General features: G+C 72.5%; 15 protein-coding genes. 8 read left to right on the top strand and 7 right to left on the bottom strand.

The window, feature by feature from the left end; all coding sequences use genetic code 11:
• Positions 1-26 precede the first annotated feature (26 nt).
• On the top strand, positions 27-1,034 hold the full coding sequence (gene ygfZ, locus IG63_RS0113015) for a CAF17-like 4Fe-4S cluster assembly/insertion protein YgfZ (RefSeq protein WP_051706731.1): 1,008 nt from the start codon (positions 27-29) through the stop codon (positions 1,032-1,034).
• Positions 1,035-1,132: 98 nt separating this feature from the next.
• The gene (locus IG63_RS0113010; protein ID WP_030484796.1) at positions 1,133-1,483 is read left to right on the top strand and encodes a phosphomannose isomerase type II C-terminal cupin domain; all 351 of its coding nucleotides are present in this window, start codon (positions 1,133-1,135) and stop codon (positions 1,481-1,483) included.
• Between the two features lie 16 nt (positions 1,484-1,499).
• Here the strand turns inward: IG63_RS0113010 and IG63_RS0113005 are convergent, their stop codons facing one another.
• Positions 1,500-2,741 carry a sulfate adenylyltransferase subunit 1 gene (locus IG63_RS0113005; protein ID WP_030484795.1) on the bottom strand — a complete coding sequence of 414 codons (1,242 nt, stop codon included), beginning with the start codon at positions 2,739-2,741 and terminating at the stop codon, positions 1,500-1,502.
• A gap of 68 nt (positions 2,742-2,809) precedes the next feature.
• Positions 2,810-3,724 carry a sulfate adenylyltransferase subunit CysD gene (gene cysD / locus IG63_RS0113000; RefSeq protein WP_030484794.1) on the bottom strand — a complete coding sequence of 305 codons (915 nt, stop codon included), beginning with the start codon at positions 3,722-3,724 and terminating at the stop codon, positions 2,810-2,812.
• A 134-nt stretch (positions 3,725-3,858) separates the two neighbouring features.
• On the opposite strand from cysD, the gene IG63_RS0112995 reads away from it, so the two are divergent.
• The gene (locus IG63_RS0112995) at positions 3,859-5,166 is read left to right on the top strand and encodes a UDP-glucose dehydrogenase family protein (protein WP_030484793.1); all 1,308 of its coding nucleotides are present in this window, start codon (positions 3,859-3,861) and stop codon (positions 5,164-5,166) included.
• On the opposite strand, the gene IG63_RS0112990 is transcribed toward IG63_RS0112995, so the two are convergent.
• The 4 genes from IG63_RS0112990 to cysC all read right to left on the bottom strand — a co-directional run bounded on the left by IG63_RS0112990 (position 5,142) and on the right by cysC (position 9,546).
• The gene (locus IG63_RS0112990) at positions 5,142-5,597 is read right to left on the bottom strand and encodes a hypothetical protein (protein WP_030484792.1); all 456 of its coding nucleotides are present in this window, start codon (positions 5,595-5,597) and stop codon (positions 5,142-5,144) included. The two genes, IG63_RS0112995 and IG63_RS0112990, sit on opposite strands and share 25 nt — an antisense overlap.
• Before the next feature lie 47 nt (positions 5,598-5,644).
• Positions 5,645-7,096: a sugar transferase gene (locus tag IG63_RS0112985; RefSeq protein WP_084597121.1), complete on the bottom strand. Its 1,452-nt coding sequence runs from the start codon at positions 7,094-7,096 to the stop codon at positions 5,645-5,647.
• 303 nt (positions 7,097-7,399) lie between these two features.
• Positions 7,400-8,341: a sulfite exporter TauE/SafE family protein gene (locus IG63_RS0112980; protein WP_030484790.1), complete on the bottom strand. Its 942-nt coding sequence runs from the start codon at positions 8,339-8,341 to the stop codon at positions 7,400-7,402.
• Positions 8,341-9,546 carry an adenylyl-sulfate kinase gene (gene cysC / locus IG63_RS0112975; RefSeq protein WP_245604428.1) on the bottom strand — a complete coding sequence of 402 codons (1,206 nt, stop codon included), beginning with the start codon at positions 9,544-9,546 and terminating at the stop codon, positions 8,341-8,343. Before cysC ends, IG63_RS0112980 begins: the two co-directional genes overlap by 1 nt.
• Positions 9,547-9,588: 42 nt before the next feature.
• On the opposite strand from cysC, the gene IG63_RS0112970 reads away from it, so the two are divergent.
• The 5 genes from IG63_RS0112970 to IG63_RS0112950 all read left to right on the top strand — a co-directional run bounded on the left by IG63_RS0112970 (position 9,589) and on the right by IG63_RS0112950 (position 13,592).
• Positions 9,589-10,563 (top strand): asparaginase, encoded by a 975-nt coding sequence (locus IG63_RS0112970; protein ID WP_030484788.1) that lies wholly within the window; start codon positions 9,589-9,591, stop codon positions 10,561-10,563.
• Positions 10,564-10,676: 113 nt separating this feature from the next.
• Positions 10,677-11,105: a helix-turn-helix domain-containing protein gene (locus tag IG63_RS0112965; RefSeq protein ID WP_030484787.1), complete on the top strand. Its 429-nt coding sequence runs from the start codon at positions 10,677-10,679 to the stop codon at positions 11,103-11,105.
• A gap of 1 nt (position 11,106) precedes the next feature.
• Entirely contained in the window at positions 11,107-11,823 is a 717-nt protein-coding gene (locus IG63_RS22700) for a hypothetical protein (protein WP_051706727.1), read from the top strand.
• Between the two features lie 155 nt (positions 11,824-11,978).
• Positions 11,979-12,266, top strand: a complete 288-nt coding sequence (locus IG63_RS0112955) for a DUF2516 family protein (protein ID WP_084597109.1) — start codon at positions 11,979-11,981, stop codon at positions 12,264-12,266.
• 51 nt (positions 12,267-12,317) lie between these two features.
• Complete coding sequence (locus IG63_RS0112950) at positions 12,318-13,592, top strand: protealysin inhibitor emfourin (RefSeq protein WP_030484784.1); 1,275 nt, start codon at positions 12,318-12,320, stop codon at positions 13,590-13,592.
• 50 nt (positions 13,593-13,642) lie between these two features.
• On the opposite strand, the gene typA is transcribed toward IG63_RS0112950, so the two are convergent.
• Positions 13,643-15,535, bottom strand: a complete 1,893-nt coding sequence (gene typA, locus IG63_RS0112945) for a translational GTPase TypA (RefSeq protein ID WP_030484783.1) — start codon at positions 15,533-15,535, stop codon at positions 13,643-13,645.
• Positions 15,536-15,543 lie beyond the last annotated feature (8 nt).

The raw sequence follows: 15,543 nt of genomic DNA, 5'->3' as shown, positions 1-15,543 counted from the left end.
GACCACCGCCGCGCCACAATGGGTCCATGAGCGACCCGACCCCCGAGCCCGCTCCCAGCGCCGCCCCGAGCCCCCTGCTCGGGCTGCCGGGAGCCGTCAGCGGTGACGGCACCGACGCCGCCGTCGCGGCGCACTACGGCTCCTTCAACACCGAGCAGCGCAGCCTCGCCCGGGGGGAGGGGTTCGTCGACCTCTCGCACCGCGGTGTGGTCCGCGTCAGCGGTCCCGACCGGCTGCCCTGGCTGCACTCGCTGACCACCCAGCACCTGGAGTCGCTGCGGCCGGGCGAGCCCTCGATCGCGCTGGTGCTCTCGCCGCAGGGTCACGTCGAGCACGCGGCGTACGTCGTCGACGACGGTGAGGCGCTCACGGCCCACGTGGAGCCCGGGGCGGCCGGTCCGCTCGTCGACCTCCTCGAGCGGATGCGCTTCATGATGCGCGTCGAGGTCGCCGACGTCACCGACGAGCTGGCCGTGTGCTGGCGGCCCGTGACCGGCGGCAGCGCCGACGTCGCGCGCCCCACCAGCCTCACCGAGGGCAAGTACGACCTGGTGCCGCGCGACCAGCTCGAGCAGTACGCCGCGGCCGCCGGCCCGGCATGCGGGATGTGGGCCTTCGAGGCCCTGCGCATCGCCCGTGGTGAGCCGCGCCTCGGGCTCGACACCGACCACCGCACGATCCCCAACGAGGTCGGCTGGATCGAGACGGCCGTCCACCTCGAGAAGGGCTGCTACCGCGGCCAGGAGACCGTCGCCCGGGTGCACAACCTGGGCCGGCCCCCGCGCCGCCTGACGCTGCTGCACCTCGACGGCTCCGACAACCGCCTCCCCGCGCGCGAGGGCGTCGTCACCCTCGACGGCCGGCAGGTGGGGGTCGTCGGCACGTCGGCGCGCCACCACGAGCTCGGCCCCGTGGCGCTGGGGCTGCTCAAGCGCAACGTGCCCGTCGACGCCCAGCTGGACGTCGACGGCCTCCCCGCCACCCAGGAGGTCCTCGTCGACCCCGAGGTGGGCCTGCACTTCCGCGCACGCTGAGCCCGGCCCCGACGCATGCCCTCCCGCCGGTGGGTCACACTTGACCCCGACGTACCGGCCGGTACGACCTGACGAGAGCACGGGGAGCCCGAGACCGCATGGCACTGGAGTCGGAGGAGCGGCCCTGGGGGTCCTGGCACGTCATCGACGTCGAGGACGGCTTCAAGATCAAGCGGATCCACGTGCTGCCGGGTCGCCGGCTCTCCCTGCAGAGCCACGAGCACCGCTCGGAGCACTGGGTGGTGGTGCAGGGCACGGCCACCTGCGAGGTCGACGGCGCCACGACGGTGATCAAGCACGGCGAGTCGCTCGACGTGCCCCGCGGCGCGCGTCACCGGCTGAGCAACGGCGGTGACGTCGAGCTCGTCATCGTCGAGGTCCAGCTCGGGGGCTACACCGGAGAGGACGACATCTGCCGCTACGAGGACGACTTCGGCCGGCTCGGGTGAGCCGGCCGACGCCGGGTCAGGTGATCATCCCCGCGCCGACCGTGACGCCGGTCGCCTCGTCGATGAGGATGAAGGAGCCGGTGGTGCGGTTCTTGGCGTAGGGGTCGCACAGCAGCGGCACCGTGGTGCGCAGCTGCACCCGCCCGATCTCGTTGAGCCCGAGCTCGCCGGCGTCCTGGTCACGGTGCAGCGTGTTGACGTCGAGGCGGTACTGCACGTCCTTGACCAGGGCACGACCGGTGCGGGTGGTGTGCTTGATCGCGAGCTTCTGCCGGGGCTGCAGCGGCTTGTTGGTCATCCAGCAGACCATCGCGTCGATGTCCTGGCTGGGCTTGGGGGCGTTCTTGACCCGGGCGATCATGTCGCCCCGGCTGACGTCGACGTCGTCCTCGAGGCGCAGCGTCACCGACATCGGGGGGAAGGCCTCGGCCACCTCCCGGTCGAAGAGGTCGATGCCCGCGATCCGCGAGGTCAGGCCGCTCGGCAGCACGATGACCTCGTCACCCGGCTTGAAGACGCCGCCCGCCACCTGACCGGCGTAGCCGCGGTAGTCGTGGAACTCGTCGGACTTCGGGCGCACGACGTACTGCACTGGCAGCCGGGCGTCGATCAGGTCGCGGTCGGAGGCGACGTGCACGTTCTCGAGGTGGTGCATCAGGGAGGAGCCCTGGTACCACGGCATGTGCTCGGAGCGGGTGACGACGTTGTCGCCCTTCAGCGCCGAGATCGGGATGACCTCGAGGTCGGGGATGGAGAGCTTGGTCGCGAACGAGGTGAACTCGCGGTGGATGCGGTCGAAGACCGCCTGGTCGTAGTCGACGAGGTCCATCTTGTTGATCGCGAGGACCATGTGCGGGACGCGCAGCAGGGAGAGCAGCACCGCGTGGCGGCGCGACTGCTCGGTCAGCCCCTGGCGGGCGTCGACGAGGACGAGCCCGAGGTCGGCGGTGGAGGCCCCCGTGACCATGTTGCGGGTGTACTGCACGTGCCCCGGGGTGTCGGCGATGATGAACTTGCGGCTGGGCGTGGCGAAGTAGCGGTAGGCCACGTCGATGGTGATGCCCTGCTCACGCTCCGAGCGCAGGCCGTCGGTCAGCAGCGCCAGGTCGGTGTAGTCGTAGCCCTTCGACTGGCTGGTGGCCTCCACGGCCTCCAGCTGGTCCTCGAAGATGGCCTTGGAGTCGAGCAGCAGCCGCCCGATCAGGGTCGACTTGCCGTCGTCGACGGATCCTGCCGTGGCGAAGCGCAGCAGGTCCATGGACCCCACGCCGAGCTCGTCGAGGGTGTGCTGGGTGGAGCCGGTCTCGTTGTCCTGGTCGGCGGCCATCAGAAGTAGCCCTCCTTCTTGCGGTCCTCCATGGCGGCCTCCGAGAACCGGTCGTCACCGCGGGTCGCGCCGCGCTCGGTCACGCGTGCCACGGCGATCTCCTCGATGATCTTCTCGATGGTGTCGGCCTCGGACTCCACGCAGCCGGTGAGGGTCAGGTCGCCCACGGTGCGGAAGCGGACGGTCTTCTCCACCACCTCCTCGCCGGGCTTGCACGGGTTGTGCTCGCTCTCGGAGAGCAACATGCCGTCGCGCAGGAAGACCCGGCGCTGGTGGGAGTAGTAGATCGAGGGGATCTCGACCTGCTCCTGGGCCAGGTAGTGCCAGATGTCGAGCTCGGTCCAGTTGGACAGCGGGAAGACCCGCATGTGCTCGCCGCCGTGGATCCGGCCGTTGTAGAGGCTCCACAGCTCCGGGCGCTGGTTCTTGGGGTCCCACTGGCCGAAGTCGTCGCGGTGGGAGTAGACGCGCTCCTTGGCGCGCGCCTTCTCCTCGTCGCGGCGGCCGCCACCGAAGGCGGCGGTGAAGCCCTCCTCCTCGATGGCGTGCAGCAGGGTGCCGATCTGGAGCCGGTTGCGGCTGGTCTTGCCGTCGTCGACCACCACGCCGTCGGCGATGGCCTGCTCGACGCTGGCCACGATCAGGCGCGTGCCGAGCCGGTTGACCCAGTTGTCCCGGGTCTCGAGGACCTCGGGGAAGTCGTAGCCGGTGTCGACCTGCAGCACGGGGAACGGGATCTTGGCGGGGTAGAAGGCCTTCTCCGCCAGTCGCATCATGACGATGGAGTCCTTGCCGCCGGAGAACATCAGCACCGGCTTCTCGAACTCCGCCGCGACCTCGCGGAAGATGTGGATCGACTCGGCCTCCAGCTGGTCGAGCTGGCTCAGCCGGTAGTCGGCGTGCGTGACGGTCATCGGATGCCGGTGCCTTCCCTCGGTGACGGGCTCGGTGAATGCTACCGGCGCGCTGCCCGGCAGCGTGCCGGCGCCCGAGGCGCGGTCTAGGCGCCTGGGCGGAACCTGCACGACGAGGCCCCTAGGGTTCGGGTGTGAAGCTGTCGGTGATCGGGTGTGGGTACTTGGGAGCCGTGCACGCCGCGTGCATGGCCGAGCTCGGCCACGAGGTCGTCGGGGTCGACGTGGTCGAGGCGCAGGTGGCGTCGCTCCGCCGGGGCGAAGCGCCGTTCTTCGAGCCAGGACTCCCCGAGATCCTCACCTCCGCCGGCGAGAGCGGACGCCTGCACTTCACCACCAACGTGACGGAGGCGGCCGAGGCCACAGTGCACTTCGTCTGCGTGGGGACGCCCCAGCGTCGGGGCGAGATGGCGGCCGACCTCACCTACGTGGATGCCGCTGTCGAGTCGCTGCTGCCGGTGCTGAAGCCGGGTGACGTGGTGGTCGGCAAGTCGACCGTGCCGGTCGGCACGGCCGAGCGCCTCCTGACGCGCGTGCGCGAGGCCCAGCCCGAGGCCACCCTCGTGTGGAACCCGGAGTTCCTGCGCGAGGGCAAGGCGGTCGCCGACACGCTGCACCCCGACCGGATCGTCTACGGCGTCACCGACGGTCCCGCGGGCGAGCGTGCGGTCGAGGTCCTCGACGAGGTGTACGCCGCGGCGATCGGCGAGGGCTCGCCGCGGCTGGTGGGGGACCTCGCCACCGCCCAGCTGGTCAAGGTCGCGGCCAACTCCTTCCTGGCCACCAAGATCTCCTTCATCAACGCCATGGCCGAGCTCTGCGAGGCCGCGGGCGGCGACGTCACCTTCCTGGCTGACGCGATCGGCCTCGACGACCGCATCGGGCGTCACTTCCTCAACGCGGGCCTCGGCTTCGGCGGTGGCTGCCTGCCCAAGGACATCCGCGCCTTCATGGCCCGGGCCGGGGAGCTCGGCGTCGACCAGACGCTGTCGTTCCTGCGCGAGGTCGACGCCATCAACATGCGGCGCCGGGTGCGCATGGTCGACCTCGCCCGGGAAGAGCTCGGCGGCTCGATCCAGGGCCGCCGCATCGCCGTCCTCGGTGCGGCCTTCAAGCCCGACAGCGACGACGTGCGTGACTCCCCGGCGCTCAACGTGGCGGCACAGCTCGGGCTGCAGGGGGCCGACGTCGTGGTCACCGACCCCCAGGCCGTGGCCAACGCCCAGCGCAAGTGGCCCGACCTGTCCTTCGCCGACGACGTGGAGGCGGCGCTGCGAGACGCCGAGCTGGTGCTCACCGAGTGGCCGCAGTACGTCGCCCTGGACCCCGAGCACGTGGGCAGCCTGGTCAGCCAGCGACGCGTGCTGGACGGCCGCAACTGTCTCGACGCCGAGAGGTGGCGGGCCGCCGGCTGGACCTACCGGGCGCTGGGCCGGCGCTGACCGGGCCGTAGGGCCCGGGCGGCAGGCAGCGCCACGGTGCCGCCCCCGAGCGCCACGACGTACGTCGTCAGGGTGACCGACACCCCGGAGGCCTGCCACCCCACCCACGCGACCAGGGCCGTCAGGCCGGACGCGACGACCAGCACCAAGCGCTCCAGCCGGGCGTGGCCGACCACGGCGTACCCCCCGAGGGCGGTGATGGTCACGAGCCAGGCTCCGGCCAGGAGGAGCGGCAGCAGCGTCTCGGTGGCGGCGCCCAGCGCGGGCACGTCCTGGCGGTGCTGCGCCACGGCGGCCACCGTCAGGGCAGCGCTGATCGCGAGCAGGTCGCTGCCCACAGCCATCGTCACGAGCAGTCGCGGGGACCGGTCGGACGGCACGTGCAGCAGACGGCCCAGCGAGGCCCCGGCGGCGAAGGACGGCATGCTCACGGCGCGTGCTCCTCGGTGTCGCTGGAGGGCCACGCTCGCGAGACCGCTCAGTAGGCCCCGCGCGATCCGATGACCGCGCTGAAGGTCCGGAACAGGATGGTGAGGTCCTGGATCATCGACCAGTTGTCGCAGTAGTAGAGGTCGAGCCGGATCGCCTCGGACCAGGACAGGTCGGAGCGGCCCGAGACCTGCCACAGGCCGGTCATGCCGGGACGCACGCGCAGCCGCTGCACCATGTCGGCGTCGTACTGCGCGACCTCGTGGTCGAGCGGCGGCCGGGGACCGACCAGGCTCATGTCGCCGCGCAGGACGTTGATGAGCTGGGGCAGCTCGTCGACGGAGAAGCGACGCAGCCACCGGCCGGGCGGCGTGACGCGGGGGTCGCGGTCCATCTTGAAGAGCACCCCGTCGAAGCCGCTCTCGGCCTTCAGCTGGGCCAGCCGCTCCTCGGCGTCGAGCACCATGGTACGGAACTTGAGCACGTGGAAGACGCGGCCGTCGCGGCCCACGCGGGCCTGCTTGAAGAGCACCGGACCGCGGTCGTGGCGCCAGATCGACAGCGCGGCGAAGGCGAAGACGGGCGAGAAGGCCAGCAGCAGCGCCCCGGACCCCACGACGTCGAAGATGCGCTTGGCGCGCCGCACGGCCTCGCGGGCCCGCGGCTTCTCCAGGTGGATCAGCGGCATGCCGCCGACCGGGCGGATGCTGACGCGCTCGGCCGAGACGTCGGTGACGCTGGGCGCGATGACGACCTGGATGTCCTCGTGCTCGAGGTCCCACGAGAGCCGGCGCAGGTCGGCGGCGGTGTCGAAGGCGCCGCCGGCGAGGAAGACGACGTCGGCGTCGACGTCGACCGCGGTCATCGCCAGCGCGTCGGAGGAGCCGAGCAGCGGGATCCCGGAGGCCGTGGCGGCACGACCCGGCTCGCGCGGGGTGACCGCGCCCACGACCTGGTAGCCGAGCCAGGACTCGCGGTTGAGCACCGAGGCGATCTCGTCGACGTGACCGGCGGTGCCCGCGATCAGAACCCGGTGCTGCAGCGCACCGGCGCGCCGGGCGCGCTGCAGGCTGCGCCGCAGCATCAGCCGGCCGAGGACCAGCAGCGGCACGCCGAGCAGGGCGGCCAGCAGGAAGAAGCCGCGCGGCAGCGGGAACTGGGTGAGGTAGGAGGCGATGCCGACGGCGCTGAAGGTGAGCAGGGAGGCGTTGACGATCCGCTTGTACTCGTCGGTGCCCGCACCGAAGACCGTGGCGCGGTAGCCGCCGAGAGCCCAGATGGCGGCCACCCAGCCGAGGATCATCAGCGGTCCGAAGACGCTCAGCCGGTCGCCCACCTCGAGCGGTGCGCTCGGGAAGGCCTCGCGACCGAGGATCGCGAGGATCACGCTGGTGGTCACCAGCAGCAGGTCGACGCCGAGGGCGACGACGGGGACGTAGTGCAGCCCGGCACGCGCCCGTGCCGTCTGACTCGTCGTGCTGGTGACCAGCTGCGTCGTCATGCGTTCCCCCGTGTGTTCGCTCTGCCCCGCGACGTCTCCGCCACGCCGGCCCCCCTGGGCGCGTTCACCATATGAGAGCGGCCAGCCTGAGTCTTCCCGCGAGGCCTTCGCGGGCCTCGCCGGTCTAGTCCTCGGCAGCAGCCCGGTGACGTTCCCGTCGGCACGTCGTTGCCCAGGTCCCGGGTGCGCCCCTCCACGACGCGCACCACCACGAGGGGACCTCGACCGCCGACGTGCCTCTCCAGGTCTGCCCTGGCGGCGGGGTGGACAAACCTCGCCAGCCGCACGAGTTGGGCGCCGAGCTCAGGGGGCCCTCGGTGGCACCTTCCAGGCGGTGGCGTCGTCGTCGAAGGCGGCGATCCCGTGGCGACGACGTACGACGCCCCAGGCGAGCGGGCCGAGCAGCAGCATCGCGGCCCCGATGATGCCGACCCACTCGGGCGGGACGCCCAGCAGCTTCAGCCCGGTCAGGCTGAGCACGATGACGATGCCGCGGCGGATCACCGACTGCGTGACGTACGCCGCCATCCGGGCGCCGAGGAAGGTGCCGGGGGTGCCGCCCACGATCAACGGCAGCAGGACCGACCAGGTGATGCCCTCGGTGAGGACGTGGCCCAGGGCCGCGGCGAGGACCAGCGGCACGGCCTGCACGAGGTCGGTGCCGACCAGGCGGACGGCGGAGAGGGTCGGGTAGATGAGCAGCAGCGCGACCATGATCAGCGACCCCGAGCCCACCGAGGTGATGCCGACGAGCAGCCCGCCGACCGCCCCGACGGCCAGCGTCGGCAGCGCGCGCACCCGGGGAGTCTCGTCCTTGACGGCGTTGCCCGAGTTGACGTAGCGCAGCTGCAGGTACATCCGCAGGGCGTACGTCGCCGCGGTGAAGAGCAGGGTGCAGCCGATCGCGGTGGTGAGGAACTCCGACTGGGCCTCGACCTCGCCGCCGCCGACCCGCTGCACGATGAAGCCGCCGGCGAAGGCGAGCGGGACCGACCCGACCATGAGCAGCCCGGCCAGCCGCAGGTCGGGCGAGCCGTGGCGCCAGTGCACCGCCGCCCCCACCGACTTGTTGACCCCGGCGGCCACCAGGTCGTTGGCGACGGCGGCGGCCGGGTTGACCCCGAGGAAGATCAGCGCGGGCGTCATCAGCGCGCCGCCGCCCATGCCGGTGAGGCCCACGACGATGCCGACGCCGAAGCTCACGGCGAGCAGGGCGAGGGTCGAGGTCGTGACCAGGTCGCCCATCAGTCGCTGGCCCGGGAGTCGGACCGGTGGAAGGGCAGGGCGGGGAGCACCTCGGCGAGGCACTCCTCGATGGTGCGGCCGGTGGTGTCGACGACCACCGCGGCGTCGTCTGGGACCTCGTAGGGGCTCGAGATGCCGGTGAACTCCGGGATCTCCCCCCGGCGTGCCCTGGCGTAGAGCCCCTTGCGGTCGCGGCGCTCGCACTCCTCCAGGGGGGTGGCGACGTGCACCAGCACGAACTCGCCGCCCGCCTGCTCGACCATGGCGCGCACCTGCTGCCGGGTCTCGTCGAAGGGCGCGATGGGCGAGCAGATCGCGAGGCCGCGGTGACGGGCGATCTCGGCGGCCACCCAGCCGATCCGGCGGATGTTGGTCTCGCGGTCGGCCTTGGAGAAGCCGAGGCCGGCGCTCAGGTGACGCCGCACGACGTCGCCGTCGAGGCTCGTCACGGTGCGGCGGTCGTCCTCGAGGACGAGGTCGTGCAGCGCACGCGCCAGGGTCGACTTGCCGCTGCCCGACAGGCCGGTGAAGAAGACGACCACGCCCACCTCGTCGTCGCCGGGCTGGTCCTGCGCGACCACCTCGGCCACGGCCGGAGGGAGGCTGCCCTCGGGGTCGTCCGGCAGCCCCAGCACCTCGCCCGGGGCGTACGCCGCCACGACGGCGGCGCCGAGCCGGTGGTCGAGGTCGGCGTCGCCGTGGGCGGGGAGCGGCACCGCCACGACGTCGGCGCCCACGCCCCGCTCGCCCAGCAGTCGCGCCGCGGCCAGGGTCGCGCGCACGAGCCCGACCGCGGTGACGCCCTGCGGGGTGCCGGCGCCGGTGAGCGCGAGCAGCACGACCGGGCCACCGTGCGCGGCGACGGCGTCGAGCCCGGCGTCGGTGAGCGGGGCGACGACCGGGACCACGGTCGCCCCCGGGTGGTGCTCCCGCGACTGCGAGGGGCTCAGGTGGAGCCGGCGGAAGGGGCCGTACGCCGGGACGCCGAGCGGCACCAGCGAGCCCGCGGAGTGCAGCGCGAGCGGCAGCCCCTCGGGGTCGACCAGCTCGACCTCCCCACCCGAGGCGACGTGCGCCGCCAGCTCGTCGGGCAGCGTCAGCGACACCTCGTCGTCGAAGGCCGTGCGCGGCGCGAGTGCACCGCTGAGCAGCACCTCGAGGTCGTCGAGCTCGCGCGGGCTCGGGCAGTGCTGGGGGACGGGCACCGGCACATGGTGCCAGAGCGAGGGGTCGGTAGCGTCGCGCGCATGCCTGCTCCCACTCCCGGTCATGTCGTCGTCGCCGAGGTCGTCCGCTCGGGCTTCGTGGAGGGTCACCACCGCGGCTCGTGGGTGGAGCTGGCGCCCGACGGCTCGGTCGCCGCGTCGGCCGGCGACGTCACCGGCCCGGTGCTGCCCCGCTCCTGCAACAAGCCGCTCCAGGCCGTGGGCCTGCTGGAGGCGGGGCTCGACCTCGACGGCGAGCTGCTGGCGCTCGCGAGCGCCTCCCACTCCGGTGAGCCCTTCCACCTCGACGGGGTACGCCGCGTGCTTGCCGGCGCCGGTCTCGACGAGTCAGCGCTGCAGACCCCCGCCGACTGGCCGCTGGACGACGCGGCGCGCGAGGAGCTGCTGCGTGCCGGCGGCGCCCGCTCGCCGATCCAGATGAACTGCTCGGGCAAGCACGCGGCGATGCTCGCCACCTGCGTCGCGCGGGGGTGGTCGACGGAGGACTACCTCGACGTCGACCACCCGCTGCAGCAGGCGATCGCCGCGACCTTCGCCCGCCTCACCGCCGAGCCCGTCGCCCACGTCGCCGTCGACGGCTGCGGGGCGCCGCTGCTCGCCACCTCCCTGGTCGGCCTGGCGCGGGCCTTCGCCACCCTCGCCACCGCGGAGAGCGGCCCGGAGGCCCGCGTCGCGGCCGCGATCCGCGCGCACCCAGCGTACGTCTCGGGCACCACCCGCGACGAGCTGCGGCTGCTGCGTGCGGTGCCGGGCGCCATCGGCAAGGCGGGCGCGGAGTCCTGCTACGCCGTGGCGCTGCCCGACGGGCGCGCCTTCGCCACGAAGACCGACGACGGCGCGGCCCGCGCCCGGCCGGTGCTGATGGCGGCGCTGCTCGAGCGGGCCGGCGTGCTCGACGAGCCGGGCGTCGACGCGGAGGCGGTGCGCGAGACCGGGCGCTGGCCGCTGCTGGGCGCCGGGCGGCCGGTCGGCGAGGTCCGCGCCGTCCTTCCCTAGCGGGGGTGCTTGCACTGCAAGCATGAGGAAACACTCGTGTCACAAGCGTGAGTGTGACTGCGTTCACCTGCCCTGAGGTTGTTTCTGCTAGCAGCAGCAAGCACCATGGGGTCATGGCACGGAGCAAGGTCGGCAACGCCGTCGAGTCGCTCGGGGACTACCTCCGCGAGCAGCGCGTGGCTGCCGAGCTGTCCTTGCGCCAGCTGGCCGAGCAGGCCGGGGTCTCCAACCCCTACCTCAGCCAGATCGAGCGGGGTCTGCGTCGCCCCTCCGCCGAGGTGCTGCAGCAGCTGGCCAAGGCGCTGCGCATCTCTGCCGAGCAGCTCTACGTGCAGGCGGGCATCGTCCACCCGCACGGCGAGGTGAGGTCGGTCGAGCTCGCCATCCTGGGCGACCCCGCCTTGACCGAGCGCCAGAAGCACTCGCTGCTCGACGTCTACCAGGCGTTCCGTGGGGTCGCCGGCACCGCTGCCGACACCCACGAGACGGACCCGTCCGAGACCACACCCACCAGCACCACCAGCCACACCCGAGGAGAGTGACATGGCTACCACCACCCTGAAGCCCCTGTACGCCGTCGCCGGCGTCACCGAGGTCGCCTACGAGCTGGCCCGCGGCTACGCCGCCGAGGCCCAGAAGAGCGCCACCGAGGCGCTCAACGACGTGCAGTCGCGCGTCAGCAAGGTCGAGCGCGACCCGAAGGCCCTGCAGAACCAGGCCGTCGCGCTGGTCAACGCCCGCGTCGACGAGCTGACCAAGGACGCCAAGGACGCGCAGTCCAAGTTCGAGGCGCGCGTCGCCGAGCTGCAGAAGGACGCCAAGGCGCTCCCCGCGAAGGTCCAGTCGCTGGTCGACGAGGCCCTGGCCGAGCTGACCAAGACCTACGCCGAGCTGGCCGAGCGGGGCGAGAAGCTCGTCGCCGCCATCCGCAAGGACGGCGACAAGGCCGTCACCACGCTGCGCGAGGCCCCCAACAGCTCGACGGTCGTGCGCCGCGAGCGCGCCAAGACCGCGCAGGCCAAGCGGACCCCGGGCGCGAAGGCGCCGGCCACCAAGTCGGCCAAGAAGGCCGCCAAGAAGGCGCCGACCACCAAGTCGACGGCCAAGAAGGTCGCCAGCAAGACCACGGAGCCGGCGGCCAAGAAGGCCACCGCGGCGAAGAAGACCGCGGCCAAGAAGACCGCGGCCGCCGCCGAGTCCGTGCAGGAGACGGCCGCCAAGACGGCCAAGAGCGCCGAGAGCACCGCCTCGTCCTCCTGAGCGGGCCCTCCAGGCACCCGTCGCCGACGGGCGGCGGGAGCGCGGCCTCGCGTGACCCCTCCCTTCGCGCGAGGCAGGTGCCGACAGACCCCCGGACCCCGGTCCGGGGGTCTGTTGCGCTCCCCGGACGGGGTGCCGCCCGATAGCCTGCAGACGTGGACCTCTTCGCGCTCCAGCTCGGCGTCGCCCAGATCGCGGTCTTCGCGCTGATCCTGGTCAAGACCTGGGCCTTCGTCGACGCGCTGGTCCGTCCCGCCGACGCCTTCGTCGCCGCCGACAAGCTGACCAAGCAGGCGTGGCTGCTCATCCTCGGCCTGAGCGCCGTGGCGCAGCTCTTCAGCGGGGCCATCGGCCTGCTCGCGATCCTGGGGCACGTCGCCACGGCCGTCTACCTCGTCGACGTCCGCCCTGCCGTCGCCTCGGTCACCCGGCCGCGACGCTGATCCCGCCCCGCTGAGCCCGCGCCTGTCGGGGGACGGTGCGAGGCTGGGGGCATGCGCCAGTTCATCCCCGCCTACCTGCTCGACCGGCTCGCCGAGGCCGACGACCACACCGCCGAGTGCGTCCGCCGGGCGCGCACGCTCGACGCCCAGCTGCGCGAGCGGCGCCAGGCGGCCCCACGCGCGTCGCTCGCGGGGGAGGACGACTGGTCGGTGCACGACGCCGGCAACGGCACGCAGCTGCCGGGCCCGCTCGCGCGCAGGGCCGGTGACCCCGCGACCGGCGACGCAGCCGTCGACGAGGCCGCGGCGGGCCTGACCGAGACGCTGGCGCTGCTGGCCGACTGGGGGCGCGACTCCTACGACGACGCGGGGGCCACCGCCGTCGCGACCGTGCACTACGACCGCGACTACGTCAACGCCTTCTGGGACGGCACCCAGCTCGTCTTCGGCGACGGCGACGGCGTGGTCTTCGACCGCTTCACCAAGCCGATCGACGTGCTCGGCCACGAGCTCGCGCACGCGCTGGTCCAGCACACCGCCGACCTCGCCTACGAGGGCCAGCCGGGCGCGCTCAACGAGTCGGTGGCCGACGTCGTCGGGGCCTGCGTCAAGCAGCGCGTGGCCGGCCAGACCGCCGAGCAGGCCGACTGGCTCGTCGGCGCGGGCATCTTCCTGCCGGGTGTGCAGGGCCGGGCGCTTCGCTCGATGCTGGAGCCCGGCACGGCCTACGACGACCCCCGGGTCGGCACCGACCCGCAGCCCGGCCACATGGACGACTTCGTGGTGACCCAGGACGACAACGGCGGCGTCCACATCAACAGCGGCATCCCCAACCGGGCCTTCGCCCTGGCCGCCCGGGCGGTCGGCGGCCAGACCTGGCAGGGCGCCGGACGCATCTGGTACGACGCGCTGCTCGCGTCCGGCCCCCGCGAGGACTTCGGCAGCTTCGCGGCGGCGACCGTCGCCGCTGCGGGCGACCAGGCCGACGCGGTCACCGCGGCGTGGGAGCAGGTCGGCGTCACACCCGGCACGTCGGTCGCGCCCGGGCCCGCCGCGGTCGCCGGTACCACCGTCGGCGTCCGTCGCAGCGGCGGCGTCGCCGGCATGGTGCGTCAGGGCGAGGTCGACCTGGAGTCCGACGACCCGCGGGTGCCCGAGGTCCGCTCACTGGTGCAGCGCATCGACTTCCGTACCGCCGCGGCCGCCAGCCCGCCCCAGCCCGACCGCTTCGTCTACGCCTTCCACTACGACGGCGACGTGACCCTCGGCGAGACCGACCTCACCGACGACCTGCGTCGCCTCGCCCGGATCGTGCTCGACGACTAGAGCGCCGCCCCAGTGCCGTCGACCCAGCCCCGTCGACCCAGCCCGTCGACTCAGCCCCGGCGGGCGCGGGCGGCGCTCTTGGCGCGGTCGTGCGCCGAGAGGTGCACCTTGCGGATCCGCACCGCGTCGGGGGTGACCTCGACGCACTCGTCGTCGCGGCAGAACTCCAGCGACTGCTCGAGCGAGAGCTTGCGCGGCGGGATCAGCTTCTCGAAGTTGTCGGAGGTCGCCGACCGGATGTTGGTCTGCTTCTTCTCCTTGGTGATGTTGACGTCCATGTCGTCGGCGCGGGAGTTCTCGCCCACGATCATGCCCTCGTAGACCTCGGTGGTCGGCTCGAGGAACATGGTGCCGCGCTCCTGCAGGTTGGTCATCGCGTACGCCGTCGCGGCGCCGGCGCGGTCGGCCACCAGCGAGCCGTTGTTGCGCGAGCGGATCTCGCCGGCCCAGGGCTCGTAGCCCTCGAAGACCTGGTGGGCGATGCCGGTGCCGCGGGTCTCGGTGAGGAACTCGGTGCGGAAGCCGATCAGGCCGCGCGCCGGCACCAGGAACTCCATGCGCACCCAGCCGGTGCCGTGGTTGCTCATCTGCTCCATGCGGCCCTTGCGCAGCGCGAGCAGCTGGGTGATCGCGCCGAGGTACTCCTCGGGGGCGTCGATGGTGAGCCGCTCGGTCGGCTCGTGCACCTTGCCGTCGACCTCCTTGGTCACCACCTGCGGCTTGCCGACGGTGAGCTCGAAGCCCTCGCGGCGCATCTGCTCGACGAGGATCGCCAGGGCCAGCTCGCCGCGGCCCTGCACCTCCCAGGCGTCGGGCATCTCGGTGGGCAGCACGCGCAGCGAGACGTTGCCGACCAGCTCGGCGTCGAGCCGGTCCTTGACCAGGCGCGCGGTCACCTTGGTGTTCTTGGTGGGGCCGCGGCCGGCCAGCGGGGAGCTGTTGGCGCCGATGGTCATCGAGATGGCGGGCTCGTCGACGGTGATGAGCGGCAGCGCGACCGGGTGCTCCGCGTCGGCCAGCGTCTCGCCGATCGTGATGTCGGGGATGCCGGCGATCGCGACGATGTCGCCGGGTCCGGCCTCCTCGCCGGGCTTGCGCTCCAGCGCCTCGGTGATCAGCAGCTCGGTGATCTTGACGTTCTTGACCGTGCCGTCACGCCGCATCCAGGCGACCGTCTGGTTCTTGCGCAGCGTGCCCTCGTGCACCCGCACCAGCGCGATCCGGCCGAGGAAGGGGCTGGCGTCGAGGTTGGTCACGTGGGCCTGCAGCGGGGCGCCCTCGGTGTAGGTCGGCGCCGGGATGGTCTCGAGGATCGTGCGGAAGAGGGGCTCGAGGTCGGGAGAGTCGGGCAGCCCGCCGTTCTCCGGCATCTCCAGCGAGGCGCGGCCGGCCTTGGCGCTGGCGTAGACGACGGGGAAGTCGAGCGCGTCCTGGCTGTGGGACTCGTCGAGCAGGTCCATGAAGAGCTCGTAGGTCTCGTCGACGACCTCGGCGATGCGGGCGTCGCTGCGGTCGGTCTTGTTGACCACGAGCACCACGGGCATGTCGGCGTTGAGCGCCTTGCGCAGCACGAAGCGGGTCTGCGGCAGCGGGCCCTCCGAGGCGTCGACCAGCAGCACGATGCCGTCGACCATCGAGAGGCCGCGCTCGACCTCGCCGCCGAAGTCGGCGTGGCCGGGCGTGTCGATGATGTTGATCGTCATCGGCTCGTCGGTCGCGGTGCCGGTGTAGCGGATCGCGGTGTTCTTCGCGAGGATCGTGATGCCCTTCTCGCGCTCGAGGTCACCGGAGTCCATGGCGCGCTCGTCGACGTGCTGGTGCTCGCCGAAGGCACCCCCCTGCCACAGCATCTTGTCGACCAGCGTGGTCTTCCCGTGGTCGACGTGGGCGACGATCGCGACGTTGCGCAGGTCGGAGCGGGTGGAGGGGGAGGGCGTGGACATGCGTCGGC

Origin of the sequence: Nocardioides aequoreus (genome assembly GCF_000720335.1) — a bacterium.
Classification (GTDB): domain Bacteria; phylum Actinomycetota; class Actinomycetes; order Propionibacteriales; family Nocardioidaceae; genus Marmoricola; species Marmoricola aequoreus.
This window is presented reverse-complemented; position numbering and strand designations above follow the sequence as displayed.